This window comes from Dendronalium sp. ChiSLP03b (assembly GCF_034531165.2).
GTDB lineage: Bacteria > Cyanobacteriota > Cyanobacteriia > Cyanobacteriales > Nostocaceae > Dendronalium > Dendronalium minutum.
In genome coordinates, this window is the sequence record NZ_JAVRBR020000123.1 from 76,195 (window position 1) to 96,420 (window position 20,226).

At 43.3% G+C, this 20,226-nt stretch carries 18 protein-coding genes; 8 read left to right on the forward strand and 10 right to left on the reverse strand.

Annotation, left to right across the window (positions count from 1 at the left end; translation table 11 throughout):
- Positions 1-263: 263 nt before the first annotated feature.
- From RMY31_RS28500 to RMY31_RS28510, 3 genes are all read right to left on the reverse strand, one after another.
- Positions 264-1,181 (reverse strand): NAD(+) kinase, encoded by a 918-nt coding sequence (locus tag RMY31_RS28500; RefSeq protein ID WP_322657301.1) that lies wholly within the window; start codon positions 1,179-1,181, stop codon positions 264-266.
- Positions 1,182-1,318: 137 nt separating this feature from the next.
- The gene (locus RMY31_RS28505) at positions 1,319-2,314 is read right to left on the reverse strand and encodes an SDR family oxidoreductase (RefSeq protein ID WP_322657302.1); all 996 of its coding nucleotides are present in this window, start codon (positions 2,312-2,314) and stop codon (positions 1,319-1,321) included.
- A gap of 196 nt (positions 2,315-2,510) precedes the next feature.
- Positions 2,511-2,615 (reverse strand): PetM family cytochrome b6-f complex subunit 7, encoded by a 105-nt coding sequence (locus RMY31_RS28510; RefSeq protein ID WP_006199111.1) that lies wholly within the window; start codon positions 2,613-2,615, stop codon positions 2,511-2,513.
- Positions 2,616-2,980: 365 nt separating this feature from the next.
- On the opposite strand from RMY31_RS28510, the gene pdxA reads away from it, so the two are divergent.
- Genes pdxA through RMY31_RS28530 form a run of 4 tightly spaced genes read left to right on the forward strand, consistent with a single transcriptional unit; the run spans position 2,981 to position 5,367 of the window.
- Entirely contained in the window at positions 2,981-4,066 is a 1,086-nt protein-coding gene (pdxA, locus tag RMY31_RS28515; RefSeq protein WP_322657304.1) for a 4-hydroxythreonine-4-phosphate dehydrogenase PdxA, read from the forward strand.
- Between the two features lie 44 nt (positions 4,067-4,110).
- On the forward strand, positions 4,111-4,740 hold the full coding sequence (locus RMY31_RS28520; protein WP_322657306.1) for a Uma2 family endonuclease: 630 nt from the start codon (positions 4,111-4,113) through the stop codon (positions 4,738-4,740).
- Positions 4,741-4,745: 5 nt separating this feature from the next.
- On the forward strand, positions 4,746-5,084 hold the full coding sequence (locus tag RMY31_RS28525) for a type II toxin-antitoxin system RelE/ParE family toxin (RefSeq protein WP_322657307.1): 339 nt from the start codon (positions 4,746-4,748) through the stop codon (positions 5,082-5,084).
- Positions 5,077-5,367: a hypothetical protein gene (locus tag RMY31_RS28530; protein ID WP_322657308.1), complete on the forward strand. Its 291-nt coding sequence runs from the start codon at positions 5,077-5,079 to the stop codon at positions 5,365-5,367. The genes RMY31_RS28525 and RMY31_RS28530 overlap by 8 nt, the downstream gene beginning before the upstream one ends.
- A 224-nt stretch (positions 5,368-5,591) precedes the next feature.
- Here RMY31_RS28530 and RMY31_RS28535 read toward each other — a convergent pair whose 3' ends face one another.
- Entirely contained in the window at positions 5,592-6,125 is a 534-nt protein-coding gene (locus tag RMY31_RS28535) for a hypothetical protein (protein ID WP_322657310.1), read from the reverse strand.
- Positions 6,126-6,271: 146 nt separating this feature from the next.
- On the reverse strand, positions 6,272-6,412 hold the full coding sequence (locus RMY31_RS28540) for a hypothetical protein (RefSeq protein ID WP_409878681.1): 141 nt from the start codon (positions 6,410-6,412) through the stop codon (positions 6,272-6,274).
- Between the two features lie 254 nt (positions 6,413-6,666).
- Between RMY31_RS28540 and nifJ the strand changes: the two genes are divergently transcribed.
- Entirely contained in the window at positions 6,667-10,362 is a 3,696-nt protein-coding gene (nifJ, locus tag RMY31_RS28545) for a pyruvate:ferredoxin (flavodoxin) oxidoreductase (protein WP_322657311.1), read from the forward strand.
- 156 nt (positions 10,363-10,518) lie between these two features.
- Here the strand turns inward: nifJ and RMY31_RS28550 are convergent, their stop codons facing one another.
- Positions 10,519-11,109 (reverse strand): hypothetical protein, encoded by a 591-nt coding sequence (locus tag RMY31_RS28550; protein WP_322657312.1) that lies wholly within the window; start codon positions 11,107-11,109, stop codon positions 10,519-10,521.
- Positions 11,110-11,401: 292 nt separating this feature from the next.
- On the opposite strand from RMY31_RS28550, the gene RMY31_RS28555 reads away from it, so the two are divergent.
- Together RMY31_RS28555 and RMY31_RS28560 are read left to right on the forward strand one after the other, a co-directional pair.
- Positions 11,402-11,629 carry a helix-turn-helix transcriptional regulator gene (locus tag RMY31_RS28555; RefSeq protein ID WP_322657314.1) on the forward strand — a complete coding sequence of 76 codons (228 nt, stop codon included), beginning with the start codon at positions 11,402-11,404 and terminating at the stop codon, positions 11,627-11,629.
- 18 nt (positions 11,630-11,647) lie between these two features.
- On the forward strand, positions 11,648-15,925 hold the full coding sequence (locus RMY31_RS28560; protein WP_322657315.1) for a PAS domain S-box protein: 4,278 nt from the start codon (positions 11,648-11,650) through the stop codon (positions 15,923-15,925).
- Between the two features lie 156 nt (positions 15,926-16,081).
- On the opposite strand, the gene RMY31_RS28565 is transcribed toward RMY31_RS28560, so the two are convergent.
- The 3 genes from RMY31_RS28565 to RMY31_RS28575 all read right to left on the reverse strand — a co-directional run bounded on the left by RMY31_RS28565 (position 16,082) and on the right by RMY31_RS28575 (position 17,666).
- A complete protein-coding gene (locus RMY31_RS28565; RefSeq protein WP_322657316.1) occupies positions 16,082-16,951 on the reverse strand; it encodes a class I SAM-dependent methyltransferase in 870 nt (289 codons plus the stop codon).
- A 69-nt stretch (positions 16,952-17,020) separates the two neighbouring features.
- Positions 17,021-17,179: a YqaE/Pmp3 family membrane protein gene (locus RMY31_RS28570; protein ID WP_322657317.1), complete on the reverse strand. Its 159-nt coding sequence runs from the start codon at positions 17,177-17,179 to the stop codon at positions 17,021-17,023.
- Positions 17,180-17,318: 139 nt separating this feature from the next.
- Entirely contained in the window at positions 17,319-17,666 is a 348-nt protein-coding gene (locus tag RMY31_RS28575) for a translation initiation factor (RefSeq protein ID WP_322657318.1), read from the reverse strand.
- A gap of 263 nt (positions 17,667-17,929) precedes the next feature.
- Here RMY31_RS28575 and trpB point away from each other — a divergent pair, with 263 nt between their 5' ends.
- The gene (trpB, locus tag RMY31_RS28580) at positions 17,930-19,171 is read left to right on the forward strand and encodes a tryptophan synthase subunit beta (protein WP_322657320.1); all 1,242 of its coding nucleotides are present in this window, start codon (positions 17,930-17,932) and stop codon (positions 19,169-19,171) included.
- A 102-nt stretch (positions 19,172-19,273) separates the two neighbouring features.
- Here trpB and RMY31_RS28585 read toward each other — a convergent pair whose 3' ends face one another.
- Positions 19,274-20,014 (reverse strand): FkbM family methyltransferase, encoded by a 741-nt coding sequence (locus tag RMY31_RS28585; RefSeq protein ID WP_322657321.1) that lies wholly within the window; start codon positions 20,012-20,014, stop codon positions 19,274-19,276.
- Between the last annotated feature and the right edge of the window lie 212 nt (positions 20,015-20,226).

Sequence of the window (20,226 nt, forward strand, 5' to 3'; positions counted from 1 at the left end):
ATAACCTATCCAATTCTCCAATGCAATTTTAATAACTAATTCCAAATACCAGTCCGACACCAGCAATTCTGGAAGGAAATCAGTTAGTTAGCATGAGGATGGAAGTTAAAGAGGACGCGGAGAATCACTACTAACTTCTATCTCCTGACAACTGACAACTGACCCTTACGGGTGACGCTCTTGCGTCGCTAACGCTGCGAAGATCGGCAGTTGCTTCAAGTCGGGGAACCCGCCCAACGCACTGCCTCACAACTGACAACTGACTAAGGCAATTCTACCGAAGTGGGTTTGGCTATGTGCGGCAGACCCCAACCTAGTTTTTCTCGCAAAATGCGGAAAAATTCTGGCGGTTGCAGACGAATAAACCGGACACTATATTGCGATCGCTCCAAATATACCCGATCCTCTGGAAAAACATAGCACCCTCCGTTCCCATCTACCACCATTACTAACCGAGGGATATTGACTGGGTAAATGCTAACTGGTTCCGTATCTGTAAATACTAACGCCCTGGAAGCTAAAGAATGAGGACAAATGGGTACTAACTGCAACACAGGTACACCAGGAGTCACAACTGGTCCACCAGCACTTAGAGAATAAGCTGTAGAACCAGTTGGTGTAGAAACGATTACACCATCTGCTGCAATATCTACTGGCGCATGTCGCCCCACTGCAATTTCAAAATGGCACATAGATGTCAATGGTTCTCTATGTAATACCATTTCATTCAAGCAGAGGGCTTCCCACAGTACTGACTCTCCCCGCAGTACCTTAACTGTGAGCATCGCTCGTTCTTCAATTTCATACTTACCTGCCATTACCTGTTCCATTGCTTGGGGCAGTTGGTTCAGGTAGGCTTCCGTCAAAAATCCCATGTGTCCGGTATTCACTGTTAGTAGTGGGATGCCGCAAGGTGCGACCTGACGCGACGCTGCTAAAACAGTGCCATCTCCTCCTAGTACTACTGCGAACTCCATTTCTGAGTCAAAGCCAGGGGGCGTTAGACCATCAATAGGAGTGTGGCATACAGGACTTTCTGGGGTAGAGTAGCCCAGTATGCCACCAATACTCGATGTAATAGATACATTCCAACCGACTGCGGTTAGCTTATCTTTTAGCTCGATAGCGACGCGACTCGCTATCGGTTTCACGTCATTGTAGATAATGCCTGCTTTCGGCACACTTAAATATCCAAGATTAGGCGATGCTCTGTCTTATGTAATCCTTACATATTTTGGACAATGTAGTCATTAGTCCAGGGTTAAAAGTCTAAAATCTGTTAACGGTTAACTGTTGACGGTTGATCGCTAACCACTGACTATTGACTATTGCTATTGACTTTTTTAAAAGGAGTCTTTTTAGTTTTCTCCTTTTTGGTTTGATTTTTCTCATAGTCTAGCTCTTTGAGCTTTTTCATAATTCGGCTGAAGTACTCTTGTAGATAGCTTTCGAGAGTGGTGGTTTGTTGTTGGTCTAATCCAAAGACTTTGTATACCTCATCCATTGGGGCATTTAAAGGTTTACCACTTGCCAATACTTCGGTAAACTCTAGTCTGTCTGCTACATTCCACCCCCACTGAAAGAACCGGATAATGCGGCGCACGGAACGCAGTAGGTTGATTGGCATCCGCGTTATTCTAGCTTCTTTGCCAGACAAGCGTTCGCACAGACTAATGATTTCCTCAGCACTCCAAGCGCGAGTACCTACAACAGGGAAAGCTTGTTTTTCCGTCTCTGGCACGCTCAAAGCGCGAATTGCAAACTTCGCAATGTCTTGAGTATCCATATAGGCGATAGGCGAAGAATTACCTGTCACCCAAACTGGTTGTCCTTCTAAAATGGGGATTCCATATTGACCGATTAACCCTTGCATAAAACCAGCCAACCGTAAGATGGTGTAATTTATGCCGGACTCAGCTAAAAAAAGTTCCGTACACCGCTTAATTTCCATCAGCGGTACTTCTGGATACTTGTCAGCATCAAGAATAGAAAAGAAGATAAAACGCTCTATACTTGCAGCCTTCGCTGCTTGGATTAAAGCTACCTGACCATCCCAGTCGACTTGCTTAATGGTTAGTGAATCCGTAGCACGAGATGTTGCAGCGTCGATAACTGCGGTTACACCTTCCAGCGCTCCTGTCAGGCTTTGAGGGTCACATAAATCTCCCCGTACTAATTCTGCACCCCATTCTTTGAGAAAAGCAGCCTTCTTAGCACTCCGGACAAGACAACGTACCTTATACCCCTCATCGATAGCACGACGAGCCACTTGTCTTCCTAAGGTGCCTGTAGCACCGACGATTAATAATGTCATTAGGGCAGTAATAATTTTTTAAGTTTTATGACAAGAATCTTAACAGAATTGTCTCTGTTAACAAAAGTTTACATCTTTTTTAAGAAACTCAATTAATACAGAGATACTAGCGGAAAAAGCGTAGTCCGTTTTCCGGACACGCTATTTTTCCAGAGAGGAAAGCCTCTCATCTATTGAAACCACCTTGCCAGAGGGATTATTCCTCTGCACCCTGAATTTTCAGCAATAAAGCGCCTAAAGCCCAACCCACGAAGATTAAACCGAAAGACAACAAAGCTGCATTTAAAATTTCGCCGCCCATTGGTGTGTTTCTCCTTTGCGAATGATTATTTGCAATTTTTCTAAAGGTTGCCCTTTAGATTTTCTGTTTTTTGGACTTTACTAGACTAGACTTGATTGCTCAAATCTAATTTTTGATAGTCCTACGATCCAGGTATTTGAGTTTTACGTCCACCAAATGCCTTAGGCAGATTCAGGTAAACTAGGTCTACCAGAAGCTTTTCAGCAAATAGCTACTGTTGAATTAGACCTGTGTAAATAATTCTAAACCAGTTTTACGGTCAATCTTTAGTTTTGAGGGACTAGGGATTGGGGAACTCGGGGCCCCCTCTGGGGATTAGGGGCAATGGGGACTGGGGACACAAAAAGATCGGGGATATTTTATATATGTATCAAATAAATCAAAATAAACTAGTAAATTTACAAGATAACCATAAACCAAGGTTGGCGCTGACGCTGGGAGATCCGTCAGGAATTGGGCCGGAGGTGATTTTGAAAGCTTTGGCAAACCCAGAAGTTACTCAAAACTGTGACGTGACAGTGGTAGGTAATCGAGATTTGTTGTTACGCACTTATAACCAACTGAGTTTAAATGGAAATTTAACACCTTTGGTAAATCCCGATCGCTTGACAGTCATTGATGTACCGCTGGATAGAAAGATTGAGGGTGAGATTGTCATCGGAACAGGTAATACAGTTAGTGGTGCAGCTAGTTTTGCTTACATGGAATATGCGATCGCCCAGACACTTGCTGGTAAATTTGATGGTATTGTCACAGGTCCGATCGCTAAATCTGCTTGGAAAGTCGCAGGGTACAATTATCCAGGGCAAACAGAACTTTTGGCAGAAAAGTCTGGAGTTGATCGCTTTGGGATGTTATTTGTAGCGCGATCGCCTTATACTGGTTGGACGCTCCGCACTTTGCTTGCTACCACACATATACCCTTGCGTCAAGTAGCCGATACGTTGACACCGCAGTTGCTGACAAAGAAATTAGATTTGCTGGTGGAGTGTTTAGAAAAAGATTTCGGGATAATTAAAGGGAGAATTGCGATCGCAGGTTTAAATCCCCACAGTGGCGAACAAGGACAACTGGGAACTGAAGAACAAGATTGGTTAATTCCGTGGTTAGAAAAAGAACGACAAAACCGCCCGAATTTCCAACTAGATGGGCCAATTCCGCCAGATACGATGTGGGTTAAACCGGGTCAAGCTTGGTATGGTAATTCTCAGATTCAAAGTCCAGCCGATGGGTATCTGGCACTTTATCACGATCAAGGGTTAATTCCCGTGAAGTTGATGGCATTTGATAGAGCCGTTAATACTTCCATTGGTCTGCCTTTTGTGAGAACTTCACCCGACCACGGGACAGCATTTGATATTGCGGGTAAGGGAATTGCTGATGCTACGAGTATGCAAGCGGCGATACATTTAGCTGCTGAGTTAGTTAGTCAAAGATTGGCTACGAAGTAATTAGGACTTTTTTATTGTTTTAATTTGCTTTGAGGAATTAAGCCATGACTCAAGCCTTGCGCAAACTAGTTACATTCGATGAATTTGTTGCTAAATATCCAGATAACACAGGGAAACGTTATGAACTACATGATGGAGTAGTAGTCGAAATGCCTCAACCAACAGGCGACCACGAAGAAGTAGTTGGATTTTTAGCCTTTGAACTGACTAGAGAGTGTATTCGTTTAAATCTTCCCTATTTTATACCCAAGACAGCACTAGTCAAACCACCTGAAAGTGAATCTGCTTATTCGCCAGATATACTGTTGTTGAATCGCCCTAATTTAGTAAATGAATCTCTATGGAAAAAAGAATCTACTGTTAGTCAAGCAGCATCTACTCCTTTAGTGGTTGAGGTTGTCAGTACCAACTGGCGTGATGATTATCATAAAAAATATGCTGACTATGAAGAAATGGGAATTCCTGAATACTGGATTGTAGATTATGCTGCTTTAGGTGGTAGAGAGTTTCTTGGTAAGCCCAAACAACCTACAATCTTAGTTTGCTGTTTAGACGAAGGTGAGTATCAAATTAATAAATTTCGAGGAGATGACCGTATCCAGTCCTTAATATTTCTAGAGTTAAATTTGACCGTACAACAGATTTTTGAGGCTGGAGGGGCAATTACGAGTTAACAAACATGGAAGTACAACCACGGGAGATTAGGACTTACCTCACAGTAGATGGAAAAAATCTTTTTGATGAGTGGCTTAATTCTCTAAACGATAGAAAAATAAAAGCTAAAATTAGAGCCAGACTTGACCGAGTTGAAGACGGGAACTTAGGAGACTATAAGTCTGTTGGAGACGGTATTTTTGAACTGAGAATTGACTATAGTCCAGGCTACCGGATCTACTTTGCTCAAGAAGGAAAGACAGTTATTCTGCTTTTATGTGGTGGCGATAAAAGTACCCAAGAACAAGATATCAGTAAAACTCAAGAATATTGGCAAGACTATAGGAGTAGAAACGATGCCTAAAAGTACAAGTTATCACGAAATACTAATTGAAGATTTAAAAGAGCCATTAGAAGCAGCATCATATATTGAAGTTGTTCTAGAAGAAGGCGATCCTATAATGTTAAGCAAAGCGCTTAGAAATCTTATAGAAGCGCAAGGCGGAATTGATAGATTTTCTTCTCAAGTTCAGCAATACTACCAAAAATTCGACCAGATGCTATTAGAAAAAGGGAAAATTGAATTTGATTATCTGAGTACCTTATTAGATGCATTGGGGTTACAGCTTGCAGTCAAAATTAAATAAGCTTGAGAATGTTTCTAGCTGAAGGTAGTCTCAAGCGATCGCTTCCATAAATTATCCATTTATTTTAATTTATGTAATTTTAACAATTATCATTAAAGCTATTTTTTTACACATTTGATAAGAGGTTGTTTTTACTTAGCCAAGTAAGTTTTAGAAAAAATAAAAAAGCAGTTAAAAACTGCTTTACTTAAAATTGACGACTTTTTTGTAAGCCAAATCTACTGTTAGCTAACCAAAGCTAGCTTGTCAGTATAATCTTCAGCTTCAGGAAAAGGCTCTGAATTACAATCCAACTTTGATTGAATATCTTGTATGATACCTTCCCAATCTGCGTTGGGATTCCACTCACGGCTAATCCTAGTTTTGGTTGCTGGATCGTAAAGCCGACAGAACACGACGTTTTCTTTTCCAGGTGTTGCAGCAAGAATTAGAGGCTTAGAAAAGTCTTGCACTTGTGATGCAGCTAGCAAAAATGTTTTAGCAAAGTTTGTTTCAATACCAGTTTGTACAATATAAAGTTCATCAGCACTGACAAAAATATTTAACTTCTTGTTGTCTCGACCTCTGAATTCTCTTGCTATCAATCGCAATTCAGTCACATATCCAGTTAAACCTCTGTGCTGAACAGGAGTCCTCGTGTCTTGCTGGCGATCGTAGCGATACCAAACATATTTTTCTCCATTAAGTTCTCCCTGATTAACATACAAATAAACAGGTTCAGGAGGATTACATAAGCCTAATTCAATTTCATAAACCATTAAATATTCTCCAAATCGTCTTAAGATTGATTCTTAGTTAATTGTTGTTGATTGAATGTCACTTGTTTCTGCTATGAATATCCAAAACTAACACTAGGTAATAAATTTTGACATCGGTAGAAATATTGGCATTAATAGTCTTCTAATTAAAGGAGACGATCGCAACTACCTTGATAGCTACGTACCGATGCAGAAGAGATATGAACTATTCCCGAACCTATACCCCACAAAAAACAATAAAGTGCCCGAAAAGTATACTGGTTAATCGCTTCAGGTCTTGAGTACATTGTTAATATCTATTAATGGGCTGTTTATTAAGGATGAGATACTAATCTATGCAGTATTTATGTAATCTCAAACTAATAGCCCAAAGCCCTCACAACAATTATTTAACTAAATATTAAACTTGAGACACCAATGTAGAAGATATAATGCATTGACTTCCTGGCTCTGGCTATTTCTAATTCTTCTCTTCACGGGTTCTCTTCATGCAGTTTAGAAGACCAAGCAATCAATAGAAAGTGAGACAGGGAGACAAATAATGAACAAAACATTTGCAACCATTGACGGGAATGAAGCTGTCGCCCGTGTCGCTTACAAATTGAATGAAGTAATCGCCATTTATCCCATCACTCCCTCTTCAGCAATGGGTGAATGGGCAGATGCTTGGTCAGCAGAAAATCGTCCCAATCTTTGGGGCACAATTCCTAGCGTTGTCCAGATGCAGAGCGAAGGTGGAGCTGCTGGGGCTGTGCATGGGGCATTACAAACAGGTTCCCTGAGTACCACTTTCACGGCATCTCAGGGGCTATTGTTGATGATACCTAATCTTTACAAAATTGCTGGTGAACTAACTAGCGCTGTGGTTCATGTTGCCGCACGATCGCTAGCTACTCACGCTCTGTCAATTTTCGGCGACCATAGTGATGTAATGGCAGCTCGTGCTACTGGCTTTGCCCTGCTGTGTTCAGCTTCGGTGCAGGAAAGCCAAGATTTTGCCCTCATTGCTCATGCAGCCACCTTAGAAGCGCGAGTATCATTTATGCACTTCTTTGATGGCTTCCGTACGTCTCATGAAGTGCAAAAAGTCAAGCTGTTGTCAGATGAAGAATTGCGATCGCTCATTCCCGACCATCTCATAATAGAACACCGCAGCCGCGCCCTGACCCCAGACCGCCCAGTATTACGCGGTACTGCTCAAAACCCCGATGTTTACTTCCAAGCCCGTGAAGGCGCTAACCCTTACTACAACGCTTGTCCCGAAATTGTCCAGCGACTCATGGATCGATTTGGCGAACTCACAGGAAGGCATTACCAAATTTATGAATACCACGGTGCTAGCGATGCCGATCGCATCATCGTTCTCATGGGTTCCGGTTGTGAAACGGTACATGAAACGGTAGATTACCTCAACGCCTGTGGGGAAAAGGTGGGAGTTGTGAAAGTGCGACTTTACCGCCCCTTTGATGTGCAAAGATTTGTAGCAGTATTACCAAACAGTGTAAAAGCGATCGCAGTTCTTGACCGCACCAAAGAACCAGGTAGCATCGGGGAACCGTTGTATTTGGATGTGGTAGCAGCGATACATGAGGGATGGGGAGAGGACGCGGGGAATGAAGAGGACACGGAGACAAGGGGACGCGGTGACGCGGGGAATGTTTTTGATAGATTCTCCGCGTCTCCCAGTCTCCGCCTCTTTGCGTCTCCTAAAATCGTTGGTGGTCGCTACGGTCTTTCTTCTAAAGAATTTACGCCAGCGATGGTGAAGGGCATTTTTGATAATCTTGCCCAAGCACAACCGAAAAATCACTTTACTATTGGTATTCATGACGATGTTAGTCACACATCTTTGAATTTTGATGCTAACTTCTCTACCGAACCCGATAATGTCGTCCGCGCAATGTTCTACGGGTTAGGTTCTGATGGTACTGTTGGGGCGAATAAAAACTCAATCAAAATTATTGGTGAAGAAACCGACAACTACGCCCAAGCTTACTTTGTCTACGATTCTAAAAAATCTGGCTCAATTACTGTTTCTCACTTACGCTTCGGGCCGCAACCAATTCGTTCGACTTACTTAATAGACCAAGCTAACTTTATTGGTTGCCATCACTGGGGATTTTTAGAAAAAATTGATGTTCTCAAAGCTGCGATTCCTGGGGGAACTTTATTACTTAATAGTCCCTATGATGCGGATAGTGTCTGGGAATATTTACCTTTGAATGTGCAGCAGCAAATCATTGATAAACATCTGAAGTTTTACGTTATCAATGCTAGCCAAGTTGCCCGCGACAGTGGCATGGGCGGACGCATTAACACGATTATGCAGGTGTGCTTCTTTGCCTTAGCAGGGGTCTTGCCACAAGAAGAAGCGATGCCTGCGGCGAGCTACGCTAACGCCAAAATTAAACAAGCGATTGAAAAGACTTACGGTAAGAAAGGGGCAGAAGTTGTCCGCATGAATTTGCAAGCTGTAGACAATACCCTAGACAATTTACATAAGGTAGATGTCCCAAGTCGAACCAGCAGCACTATCCAAAAGCAAGCTCCTATTTCCATCGATGCACCGGAATTTGTCCGAGATGTTTTAGGACGAATCATGGTGTGGGAAGGTGATGATTTGCCTGTTAGTGCATTACCAGTTGATGGTACTTTTCCTACAGGTACAGCTAAGTGGGAAAAACGCAACGTCGCTCAAGAGATACCCGTGTGGGAGCCGGATGTCTGCGTGCAGTGTGGTAAGTGCGTAATGATTTGTCCTCACAGTGCCATCCGCGCCAAAGCTTATCAACCGAATGAATTAGTTAATGCACCGCCTACGTTCAAATCAATTGATGCCAAAGATAAAGACTTTGCCAATCAAAAATTTACTATTCAAGTTGCCCCAGAAGACTGTACGGGATGCACCATCTGTGTAAATATTTGTCCTGCCAAAGATAAATCTGAGCCATCGCAGAAAGCGATTAACATGGCACAGCAGTTACCTTTGCGCGAACAAGAACGGAAAAACTGGGATTTCTTCTTGAGTTTGCCTAATCCCGACCGACGGCAGTTGAAATTAAACCAAATTCGCCAACAACAATTGCAAGAACCTTTGTTTGAATTCTCCGGTGCTTGTGCTGGTTGTGGTGAGACACCTTATTTAAAATTATTGACACAATTGTTTGGCGATCGCTCTGTAATTGCCAACGCCACAGGTTGTTCTTCAATCTATGGCGGTAATCTCCCCACCACTCCTTGGACGACAAACACCGAAGGACGCGGCCCGGCGTGGTCGAATAGTTTATTTGAAGATAACGCCGAATTTGGTTTTGGTTTCCGTCTGTCGCTAGACAAACAAACAGAATTTGCTACAGAATTACTACAACAATTGAGTGGAGAAATAGATGAAAACTTAGTCCACTCGATACTCAACGCCGAACAAAAATCCGAGGCTGATATTTGGGAACAACGAGAAAAAGTAGCGCTCTTGCAAGAAAAGTTAGAGCAAATCTCGACTGCGGAATTAGAACTCAGTCTAAAATCCAAAATCCAAAATCTCAAATCGCTGAGTGATTACCTGGTAAGAAAAAGCGTTTGGATTATTGGCGGTGACGGCTGGGCGTATGACATTGACTTTGGCGGTATCGACCACGTGCTAGCCAGCGGTCGCAATGTCAACATCTTAGTTATGGATACCGAAGTGTATTCTAACACAGGCGGTCAATCTTCCAAAGCTACACCACGGGCAGCAGTAGCGAAATTTGCCGCCAGCGGTAAGCCTGCGCCTAAAAAAGATTTAGGTTTGATTGCCATGACCTACGGTAATGTCTACGTAGCGAGTGTAGCTCTGGGTGCAAGGGACGAGCATACTTTAAAAGCATTTCTAGAAGCAGAAGCTTATGATGGCCCATCACTGATTATTGCTTACAGCCATTGCATAGCCCACGGCATTAATATGACTACAGGGATGAATCACCAAAAATCATTGGTAGAATCAGGTCGTTGGCTGCTATATCGTCACAATCCAGAGTTGGAGAAACAGGGTAAGAACCCTTTACAATTGGATATGCGATCGCCTACACAATCAGTAGAGCAATCAATGTACCAAGAAAATCGCTTCAAGATGCTTACCAAAAGCAAACCCGACCTTGCCAAACAGTTGCTAAGACAGGCGCAAGCAGAAGCAGATGCGCGTTGGCGGATGTATCAATATCTAGCAGAGCGTAAAATACCCGAAGGCAACTCTAACAAATAAAGATGCATTAACAATGTGAGTCGATACAATGGCATTGCAGGTCGATAGATTGACAATGCAAGCCAATACAATGCCATTGCAGGTCGATACATTAACAATGCAAGCCAATACAATACTATTGCAGGTCGATGCATTAACATTGTATTACGCAGCTTCTCAAATTACTTGCAATTTATGAAGCTCTGACCCATCTAGTACAGTGGTATCAAATACCTTGTTTCCTGAATCCTTACATAGCTGTAGAAATTTTGCATGAGTTTGAGGGTATCGTCCTACCAAACAGCCTGCACTCCACTTTCCAATCGATTCAGGTGCTTGAAAGGTGGTATGCTGATTGATTGCAAAATCTTCGCCCACATCTATCGGATCGTTTGTACGAAATCCATCTTCATTGCGATCGCGGTAAACCTTAATTTTTCCACATTGTACCAAAGCGTCTTGCTCGTGATGCTTGCCAAATGTCCAGGCCTCTAAGTGTTGTCCAAATGCGATTCGTGCTGCACCATTAACATTGAGACGGTTTTTTGTATACCATAATCCCGGCTCTGTAGTTGCTTGGGCACATAACAAAATCTCGCCATCATCTCGAATTACAGAGCGAACGTCGTTCCAATAATCAATCTGGTCATCATTAAGTGCAAACGTATCTGGGTCAACGCCCTCTATGTAGACAATGTTGTAAGCACGAATTCGATATTTTTGTGATTGCAAATACTCAATTATTTTCTTTCCTGTATCTTTGCTCATATGATTCATCCTCAAAGGTACTAAGATTTATTCAAAGCGATAGCAATGATTTCGTAAGACAGCTATTTGCAAGCTACAAAAAGTAGTTTTAATTTTGCAATACTGTTGCAAAATCAAGGCAGTCTGAAGCTGTCATAATCATGTCCGGTTAAAGACTTATCTATTAAAACCGACACAAATACGCAAGCAGGCGTCCTTTTCAAAATCTCTATAACTTTGGATGGATGTATTTAAATATATAGCAGATGCTATAGTCCAATACCTGGGATAAAATTAACAATATATTTACCTTATGCCTGCAATCGAACAGCCAAGGGTTGCACAGTTGGTTCGCGAGACTCGACAGCACCTTAACCTCTCACAGGTGAAACTGGCAACGATGCTAGGGGTTTCGTTTCACAGCATAAATCGCTGGGAAAACGGACGGACGCAACCTTCGCCATTAGCTATGAAACAGATTGAAGAGCTACTACACCAGATGGGAGAAGTCGGTGAGGAGCTGTTAGCCAAATACTTTTAAGCATAAGGAACAGAAGCTGTGAGTGCTGAAGTTTGGGCAACTATTCCCGAAGACATTGAACAAGTCTTGGCTAGGATCGGCGACGGTTTTGTCATGTTAGATCGTGAATGGCGCTACGTCTATGTCAATGACAAGCTAGCTGAACTCGCCCAGATAAATAAACAAGACTTTTTAGGTCAAAGTATTTGGGAGTTGTTTCCTGAGACAGTCAATAGCCAACTTGATGTTGAGTTACATCGGGCTGTTGCTGAGCGAGTAACAGTGCAGTTTGAGTATTTAGATGCAAAACGGCATCTTTGGTTAGAAAAGCGTATATATCCCTCACAAAATGGCGTATCAATATTAACTAAAGATATTACACAGTACAAACGCACCCAACAACTTCTAGCTGCCCAGTATGCAGTCACTCGCATTCTTGCAGAAGCTACTACATTTGCTAATGCCGCCTCTAGCATTCTGCAAGCTTTATGTGAAAGTTTAGGATGGCAAATTGGTAGAATCTGGAGTGTAGACCATCAAGCTAATGTCCTGCGTTGCATTAGCAGTTGGCGTTCATCCTCCTTGAAGATAGGGGATTCTCCAGCATTTAATCAACGCACAACCTTTGCCTTTAGTGAAGGGCTACCTGGTGAAGTTTGGGCAACTGGTGAACCTGTTTGGCTCAATGAACTTACCACCATCGGATTTCCGATTCAGGTGGGCAAAAAAATTTCAGGTGTCATCGAATTTTTCAGTAACGAAATTCCAGAGCCTGACTCTGACTTACTCCAGGTGATGAGTGCGATCGCAACTCAAATTGGTCAATTCATAGATCAAAAGCAAACAGAGTCATTACTCCGAAAAAGTGAAGCGCGCTACCGTTCGCTGGCAGAGGCAACCGCCTCTATCGTCTGGACAGCAGCACCTTATGGCAACATAGTTGAAGAAATTCCGACTTGGCAGGCATTCACTGGGCAAAGTCTCGAACAATACAAAGCATGGGGTTGGCTTGATGCCCTGCACCCAGAAGACCGTGAATCCATGCTTACAGTTTGGAAACAAGGGTTTTATAGCCGTAGCAATGTATGTGGGGAGTATCGGTTGCGACGGCATGACGGCGAATATCGCTACATAGCTGCACGCGGCGTACCCATACTCGACGAAACAGGCCAACTTTGCGAATGGGTAGGCATGTGCGTAGATATTAGCGAACAGCAAACTGCGCTGCGCGATCGCGAACAATTGCTAGAGCGCGAGCAAGCAGCCCGTATTGAGGCTGAGGTGGCAAAAGAACAAATTACTAATATTTTAGAAAGTATCACTGATGGCTTTCTGGCTTTTGACCGTGAGTGGCGTTTCACTTACCTCAATCACCAAGGAAGCAGAACTTTAGGGCGTTCTTGCGAAGAATTATTGGGCAAGAATTTATGGGAAGAGTTTCCAGAACTAGCCGAAACTAGCTTTGGTCAACTTTATCAAAGATCCGTTGCCCAAGGAGTACCGCTAGAACTAGAAGATTACTACCCACCATTTGAGGCATGGTTTGCCGTTCGCGCCTATCCTTCTGCAACAGGACTAGCACTTTATTTCCGCAATATTAATCAGCGTAAGCAAGCAGAGGCAGCACTGCAAGAAAGCGAAGCAGGTTTTCGACTACTGGCAGAAAATTCCACTGATATTATTTCACGCCATACAGTAGAGGGAACTTTGCTATATATCTCACCAGCCTGCTACACCTTACTAGGGTATCAACCTGAAGAACTAATAGGTCATCCCAGCGCCGAGTTGGTTCATCCAGACGATCTAGCTGAAATTGCGAAGAACTATCCAGTTAATGCTGATTTACCAAACATCTATACCATCACTCATCGGGCTAGACACAAAGACGGACATTATATCTGGCTAGAATCAACTGTCCGAGCTATCCGCGACCTGCATAGAGAAATTATAGAGATGCAGGCATCTGCTAGGGATATTTCCGAACGCAAGCGAGAGGAGGACAGGCAGCGTTTTTTAGCTCAGGCTAGTAGTATTTTGGCTTCATCACTCGACTCCCAAACCACTTTAGCCAGTTTGGCGCGTTTGGTAGTGCCTGAAATCGCTGATTGGTGCATAGTTGATATTATTAATGACGATCAATCAGTTCGTCGGGTAGCAGCAGCTCATACCGAGCCGTCGAAACAAAAATTGGTAGAACAATTAAAAAATTATCCGCCAGATTTAACGCAGCCTGGAGGCATTGCGGAGGTATTACGGTTAAGAAAGTCACAAATAACCCATGACATATCTGACCAACAGATGCAAGCAGCAACCTGTAATGCCGAGCATCTAGAACTCTTGCAACAGCTAACTCCTAAATCTGGGATGTGTATATTGCTGACTATCCGCGAACAGATATTGGGCGCTATGACTTTAGTATCTTCTTCGGGTCGTCACTACGATACTAATGACCTGGTGTTAGCTGAAGAATTGGCTCGCCGTGCTGCCATAGCCGTTGATAATGCCCAACTTTACACAGAAGCACAGCGATCGCAACAAGCTGCTCTTTTTGCTGCGGCTCGCACTACCCGCCTACAAGCTGTGACTGCGGCGCTTTCGCAATCTCTAACATCAGCACAGGTAGCAGAGGTAATTGTTGAGCAAGGCATGGCGGCTTTGGGAGCCAGTTCTGCTTTAGTGGCACTAGTAACTGAAAGTGGCACAGAATTGGACATTGTTCGTGCTGTTGGTTATCAACCAGAACTAGTAGATTTATGGCGGCGATTTTCGATTAATGCACCCGTACCCTTAGCAGAAGCAGTCAGAACCGGAGAGCCTGTTTGGCAAGAGCCAACAAAAACAAGGGCAACTCGTTACTCACATCTGGCTGAAACCTATGCTCGGTATGACTATGGCAGTTGGATTTCGATTCCATTGATGCTCGAAGGACGAGCTGTGGGTGGCATGTCTTTAGCTTTCGCTGAGATGCAAGAGTTTAGCCAGCATGACCATGGCTTTGTGCTATCACTAGCACAGCAATGCGCCCAAGCCATGGAACGTGCCCGCCTGTATGAAGCAGCACAGACGGCACGAGAAGCCGCCGAAACAGCCAACCGCATTAAAGATGAATTTTTAGCAGTCCTCTCTCATGAATTGCGATCGCCACTCAATCCAATTCTCGGATGGGCGAAGCTACTCCAAACCAAAAAACTGGATGAAAAGACAATTCTGCAAGCGCTAAAGACCATTGAGCGCAATGCCAAGTTACAAGCTCAACTAATAGAAGACTTACTGGATATCTCCCGGATTCTCCAAGGCAAACTCAGCTTGAATATATATCCAGTCGATTTGTCTTTAGTGATTTCGGCTGCAATGGAAACCGTGCGTTTGTCGGCAGAAGCTAAGTCCATTCAAATACATACAACTCTCGACCCAAATTCAGCAAAAGTTTTAGGTGACTCTAACCGCTTACAGCAAATCATCTGGAACCTGCTTTCAAATGCAGTCAAGTTTACACCAGAGGGGGGACGAGTAGACATCCGACTGGAGGCAGGGAGAAAAGAGGACACGGGGACGCGGGGACAAAAAGACGCAAAGAATTTATCACAAACACTCTCCGCGTCACCGAGTCTCCCCATCCCCGCGTCTTCTACTTTGAACTACGCTCAGATTACCGTTACCGACACAGGTAAAGGCATTGACCCCAATTTCCTACCCTATGTGTTTGACTACTTTCGTCAAGAGAACAGTACCAGCACCAGAAAGTTTGGTGGGTTGGGGTTAGGGTTGGCGATTGTCCGTCACTTAGTCGAACTGCATGGCGGCACAGTCAAAGCAGAAAGCCAGGGCGAAAATCAAGGGGCAACTTTTACCGTGAGGCTGCCGCTGCTTAAAGATTCATCAGAGATGAAACAGGATAATACAGATTCCGAACCATCTTCAAATTTAAATGGTGTCAACATTTTAATAGTCGATGATGATGCTGATACGCGAGAATTTATCGCCTTCTTGCTAGAGCAGTATGGGGCGAACGTCACAGCAGTATCATCAGCCGCGGAGACATTAGCCGCTCTGGGCCAGTCTTTGCCAGATGTGCTGTTAAGCGATATTGGGATGCCAGAAGTCGATGGATGTATGTTGATACGACAGGTGAGAACTCTACCACCAGAACAGGGAGGGCAGATTCGGGCGATCGCTCTTACTGCCTATGCTGGAGAAATGAACGAAAAACAAGTACTAACAGCAGGATTTCAAAAGCATATTGCCAAGCCAGTGGAACCAGCCGACTTAGTGGAAGCGATCGCTAACTTACTTCAATCTAATACCAGACAAAACTAAAGTAGATAAAAGGGCGTTGCATAGTTGCGGGATGATTTAGCAACTTCTAAAATTCTCCCCCTGCTTCCCCTACATCCCCTGCCTCCCCTGCTTACCCCAATTCATCCCACTGTTATGCAACGCCGATAAAAGTAAGGAGCTAAACCCCACACTCATTTATCGCTTGCGAGCCACAATACCATACATTAACGGCAGATTCGGTACATCCTCTGGTGGAAACCATTGCCGTCCGGGGGCTTCGCGCATTTGCTCAAATAGCTTACAACCATTGGAATAGGGGTATTCCTGCAATACTTCCACAGTCAGCCCAGCTTGCAACAACGCTGTGACTATCTCGCCAATACCCCACTGAAATTCGTGAGAACGGTAGGAATTGCGAAAATTCTCAATCCCAGTTTCATACTCTGATAGAGCCAATCCCTGGTTAGAAATAGCTACATAATCACTTATACCATCTTCCCAAGTCAGGGGTTTCCCGTCACTAAAATAAGGGAACTTGTGACTCCAATCCCAATCAAATAGCATCGCAACAGGATGGAATTCTACAACAACCAAGCGTCCACCTGATTTGAGAATTGCAGCAATTCCTTTAGCCCAGACACTCAAATTAGATATCCAACAAATTGCCCCATAGGAAGAAAATACAATATCGAACAGTTCGTTTTTGTTAGCTGTTTCCTCCAGCCAATTAAACAAATCTGCGCGATAAAAATTAGCTGAAATTTCAGATTCCTCTGAGAGTTTTTGGGCAAAGGCTATAGCTTCATCACTAATATCTACACCAGTCACAACTGCCCCAAGTCTTGCCAAACTTAGAGTATCCTGACCAGCGTTGCACTGGAGATGAACCACTGATAACCCAGTAATATTTCCTAAGAGTTCTTTTTCTTCCGGAAAAAGTGTATTGCCCCCTTCTCGAAAAAACTTCGCTTGGTTTCCCTTATGGCTATTGTGCGCCTTAGTTGCCTCATTCCAAGACAACCGATTCTCTTCGTGAAGTTGTTTTCTCAAAGGGGCATCAGTCATAATCTTGTACTCACTCAGTAGTAGGTTGAGTAGAGATAAAGAAAAAGCCCAACCTATTCTTATGAATAATTACTTTTTGGCTATTACCCAAACTGCATGAATAATCCCAGGAATATAACCAAAAAGTGTCAAGACTATATTAATCCAAAAGTCCATACCAAAACCTACTTGCAAAAACACCCCTAGAGGCGGTAGGAAAATAGCACAAAGAATCCGAACTAAATCCATTTAACCCTCCTGTTAATCTCAAAATGAGCAGCCGTATAGTTTAGTTATGCGCCACTGCTCTTGCTTATTTGTACATCTCAACGATAACATTGCCGTTCTGGCTAAACAGCACTGTAGAGATGTGGTTAACCGCATTTAATTAGCCACCACTGATTTTGGCTTTGTAACCTAGCTTGGTCAAAATTTCGAGAATTTTCTGTTTGTGGTCACCTTGAATTTCAATCTCATTATCTTTGACTGTGCCACCAGTACCACACTGAGTTTTCAATTGTTTCACTAAATCTGCCAAGGTTTCTGGTTTAGCTTGAAAACCGCTAATCACCGTCACCGTTTTGCCTTTGCGTCCGGTGCGGGTAGCTTGGACTCTGAGATTTTGCTGCTGCGGGGGTAGTTCGGGAATTGGTCTTTCTATAGCGGCAGAGTTGTCGTTACCAAATTCGCGGTAGACAAAGTTTTTGTCAGAAGACTTGGGTTTGGAAGAAGACATATTGAATACTCAGGAAAAATCAGAGACAGTAGTGACTTCTATATAAATATTGTGCCTGGAAATTTAGTAGACTGCTGCAAAGAAGGCAGGAGTCAGTTGTCAGTAGTTCTGAGTGCTGAGTGCTGAGTGCTGAGTTAGGAGTTAAGAGTTATTCTCTTTATCTCCCCCTGCCTCTCCTGCTCCCCCTGCTCCCTCATCTGCCTCTGCTCTCTGCTCCCAATTTTCATATAATAATTAAGTAATTCCCGTCATCGAAATCAGCCGTGACTACCACTCCCCTCTCTCCAAATTCCCCATCAACTGCTCAAGTTCCCGATACACAAGGACGCTTTGGACGCTTTGGCGGGAAGTACGTACCGGAAACGCTGATGCCTGCTCTTGCTGAACTAGAAACAGCTTATCAGCAATACCGCAATGACTCTGATTTTCAAGCAGAACTACAACAACTGCTGCGAGACTATGTAGGACGCGCTACACCGTTGTATTTTTCTGAACGCTTGACTGCTCATTATGCCAAACCAGATAGCACAGGGCCGCAAATATACTTAAAGCGCGAGGATTTAAATCACACTGGCGCTCACAAAATTAATAATGCCCTTGGTCAAGTATTGTTAGCCAAGCGCATGGGCAAACAGCGAATTATTGCGGAAACAGGTGCTGGACAACATGGAGTGGCAACGGCAACAGTTTGCGCTCGTTTTGGGCTGGAATGCGTAATTTACATGGGCGTTCACGATATGGAACGCCAAGCCTTGAATGTGTTTAGAATGCGGCTGATGGGTGCAGAAGTACGTCCGGTGGCGGCGGGAACGGGAACTCTTAAGGATGCAACTTCTGAGGCAATTCGGGATTGGGTGACGAATGTGGAAACCACTCACTATATCCTGGGTTCGGTAGCAGGCCCACATCCTTATCCGATGATGGTGCGCGATTTCCATGCAGTCATTGGGCAAGAAACTCGCGCTCAAGCAATTGAAAAGTGGGGCGGATTACCTGATATTCTCATGGCATGTGTGGGTGGTGGTTCCAACGCTATGGGATTATTCTACGAGTTTGTTAACGATCGATCTGTGCGGTTAATTGGAATTGAAGCAGCCGGAGAAGGTGTCAATACAACAAAACACGCCGCAACCTTGACAAAAGGACAAGTTGGTGTATTACACGGGGCTATGAGCTATCTCTTACAAGATGAGGATGGACAAATAATTGAGGCACACTCAATTAGTGCAGGGCTAGATTATCCCGGTGTGGGGCCAGAACATAGCTATATGAAGGATATTGGACGCGCTGAATATTATAGTGTTACCGATGAAGAAGCGTTGGCGGCCTTCCAACGACTGTCCCGCTTGGAGGGAATTATACCAGCATTGGAAACAGCCCATGCGATCGCCTACCTGGAAACTCTATGCCCTCAACTGAATGGTAGTCCTCGAATTATCATTAACTGCTCTGGACGTGGTGATAAAGATGTGCAGACAGTAGCTAAGTTTTTAGCTCCTGCCTAACGCTTTAAAAACTTTGTAGAAGGATAATAGCAAAATTCCTATCCTCACTGAAGCTCTAACAGTAAGCAGGGATAGGAATTTACGAATTGCGAATTACTATTACTACTGATGTTTTTGCCAAAACAGTTCTCTACCTCTAAAAGAAATTTTTTCATTCAATTCAAAACCAGATGCAATTAGCTTAGACTTGACGAACTTTGCTTTTTCAGAGCCAATAATTCGTTTATGCAATTCCATCGCAATTTTTTGGATATTGTGAAGATTTGCATAGGTAAAAAATTCGTATTCTCCTCCTTCGATATCAAGAATTAGAAAAGAAGGATTAACTTTTTTTACTTCCTCATTAAATGACTTGACAGGTACATTAATAGGCTTAAGTCCGGTTTGATGTTGAATAACAGAGGACTCCCAAAAACCTTTGGCGATATAAAACGTTTGTTCCCCAGCAGTTTCGCCTAACATACACATTTCCAGATTTGGGGAAACATTATTTAAAGCATACGTCTTCCGGATAACAGATTCTAATACTGGGTTAGCTTCATACGTGAACACTCTTTCATTTCTAATCCTCTTAGCACAAAAGCTAGAAACTAAGCCGATTCCAGTTCCCAACTCCATGACAATATCGCTTGGTTGAAGCTGAGATTCAACAATCTTCAACTCATATTTTTCATAAGTTCCTGCATACAATGCTTCTTGAAGTTCTCTAGGTAGATTATCAATAACTGGAATTGCAATTCCATGAATCTTAACTATCTGTGGTTTCTTCCAATCGTAGTATGTAATTTTGGTACGTTCTAGAAACCTACCAGTCTTAATTCTGAGTTGTGAAATATTTATCATTTCCTCACTCCATAGATTTTAAAGAACTGGGGACTGGGTAACAGAGGAAGACAACTAGCAATGGCTACTGACTACCCCTCTTTTATCACTTTGGGAGAACCCAATCGCTGAAAGCCTTTCGAGGCTTTAATTTCTAAGTTTTGGCTATAAATTTTAGTTACTGTTAGAAAATAAAGGCTCAAAGCTTGACTCAATCAAAGTTTCAGAATCTT

Bases quoted from the DNA above. Each gene is read 5' to 3' on its own strand.
- RMY31_RS28505 (WP_322657302.1), bottom strand. From the start codon at position 2,314: ATGACATTATTAATCGTCGGTGCTACAGGCACCTTAGGAAGACAAGTG.
- RMY31_RS28510 (WP_006199111.1), bottom strand. From the start codon at position 2,615: ATGGGCGGCGAAATTTTAAATGCAGCTTTGTTGTCTTTCGGTTTAATC.
- pdxA (WP_322657304.1), top strand. From the start codon at position 2,981: ATGTATCAAATAAATCAAAATAAACTAGTAAATTTACAAGATAACCAT.
- RMY31_RS28520 (WP_322657306.1), top strand. From the start codon at position 4,111: ATGACTCAAGCCTTGCGCAAACTAGTTACATTCGATGAATTTGTTGCT.
- RMY31_RS28525 (WP_322657307.1), top strand. From the start codon at position 4,746: ATGGAAGTACAACCACGGGAGATTAGGACTTACCTCACAGTAGATGGA.
- RMY31_RS28530 (WP_322657308.1), top strand. From the start codon at position 5,077: ATGCCTAAAAGTACAAGTTATCACGAAATACTAATTGAAGATTTAAAA.
- RMY31_RS28535 (WP_322657310.1), bottom strand. From the start codon at position 6,125: ATGGTTTATGAAATTGAATTAGGCTTATGTAATCCTCCTGAACCTGTT.
- RMY31_RS28540 (WP_409878681.1), bottom strand. From the start codon at position 6,412: ATGTACTCAAGACCTGAAGCGATTAACCAGTATACTTTTCGGGCACTT.
- nifJ (WP_322657311.1), top strand. From the start codon at position 6,667: ATGAACAAAACATTTGCAACCATTGACGGGAATGAAGCTGTCGCCCGT.
- RMY31_RS28550 (WP_322657312.1), bottom strand. From the start codon at position 11,109: ATGAGCAAAGATACAGGAAAGAAAATAATTGAGTATTTGCAATCACAA.
- RMY31_RS28555 (WP_322657314.1), top strand. From the start codon at position 11,402: ATGCCTGCAATCGAACAGCCAAGGGTTGCACAGTTGGTTCGCGAGACT.
- RMY31_RS28565 (WP_322657316.1), bottom strand. From the start codon at position 16,951: ATGACTGATGCCCCTTTGAGAAAACAACTTCACGAAGAGAATCGGTTG.
- RMY31_RS28570 (WP_322657317.1), bottom strand. From the start codon at position 17,179: ATGGATTTAGTTCGGATTCTTTGTGCTATTTTCCTACCGCCTCTAGGG.
- RMY31_RS28575 (WP_322657318.1), bottom strand. From the start codon at position 17,666: ATGTCTTCTTCCAAACCCAAGTCTTCTGACAAAAACTTTGTCTACCGC.
- RMY31_RS28585 (WP_322657321.1), bottom strand. From the start codon at position 20,014: ATGATAAATATTTCACAACTCAGAATTAAGACTGGTAGGTTTCTAGAA.